This window comes from Acetobacter cerevisiae (genome assembly GCF_001580535.1).
In the GTDB taxonomy this organism is placed as follows: Bacteria; Pseudomonadota; Alphaproteobacteria; order Acetobacterales; family Acetobacteraceae; genus Acetobacter; species Acetobacter cerevisiae.
Map to the genome: position 1 here is coordinate 1 of NZ_LHZA01000032.1, position 1,141 is coordinate 1,141.

Annotated in this window: 1 protein-coding gene; it reads right to left on the reverse strand. The window is 52.8% G+C overall.

The genetic code is table 11. The annotated features are described in order from the left end of the window. Nucleotides 1-341 precede the first annotated feature (341 nt). The coding region (locus tag AD928_RS14880) for a hypothetical protein (protein ID WP_209436619.1) at nt 342-1,141 on the reverse strand (800 nt) is incomplete at its 5' end.

Sequence of the window (1,141 nt, forward strand, 5' to 3'; positions counted from 1 at the left end):
GGTTTTCTTATAGCTTACGAAAATTTCTTTTGCACAAAACAGACTTTTTCATAATCTAACCCGATGTACAACCCTTCTGTGAGATTTCCGCGTCGAAATCGCCGCCAACGCAACGCCCCTTACACTTGATTAGGTAGGGAGGGTGATCGTGGCCCAGTCGATAACGTCTTTAATGCGCTGTCGCGGTCCTCGCAGCCCAGCGCTTCCGACCGTCCAAATCCTATGGGCTTGCTCAAGCAAGTCTAAGCCCACCATCAACCTGCTGACGGTCATGCTGTAAGTGAACTCGGCGTGGCGATTGGGTGTGAGACCGAGCGGTGTTCCGCCCAGCCTCCTGTGGGTCAGCCGTGGACACCATTCTTCAACTGTTCGTCCAGCCTGACCTTCACTCTGTCACGAATTGCCGCCTCCAGCCGGTTGCCAAGCCCATCCTTGGCATCGTCATAGTAGATGCGATGGATGCTGAAGCGTGCTGCGCTGGCGACGATCGGCGAGATCGAGGCGATATCTATGATCTTGCCTCCGACCTCGACGTTGATTTGCTGAGGATGACCGCCTTCGGTGGTGCTCGGCTTGTAAAGATGTCGGGGATACGTGTCGTAATAGCAAGCCTCCCCCCAAATATCCTTTTTCTCCCGCAGATCGTTTACGACTTGCACGCAAACCTCGTTGAGTATTTTCATCCGTCGTCCAGCGTTGATCCCCTTCATCACCGTATTGTCGGCAGCGACCTCCTCTGTAAGCTTCCAGACGTCGTGCATTGGATAGAAATTTCGGGAAGCGATACGATTGGCAACTGTCTGAATATTGGGGTCGTTGGCTTCCTGGAAGAGATGTAGAGTTCCCCAGAACAAGCTGTCGTCCAACAAAAGCGCGTTTTCAAGATTGTCCGGATTTTGAAAGAAGCGAACCAGAGGATGGTTATGCGTCAGACCGGCCCGCTGTTCGTCTCCGGCGGCGATGTGTTCAAAGACCCGGCTCATCAAGAGCGAAAACATGTATTCGACGCCCCGGGTCCGCTTATGCAGATAGAGAGTCGGATACAACTGAAACAGCGTGACGGTGAACTGTTCGAGCGAGATGTAGGCCTTGCTGTTCACGTAAAGAAAGCGGCCGTTATACCAACCATTGTTTGGCCTGA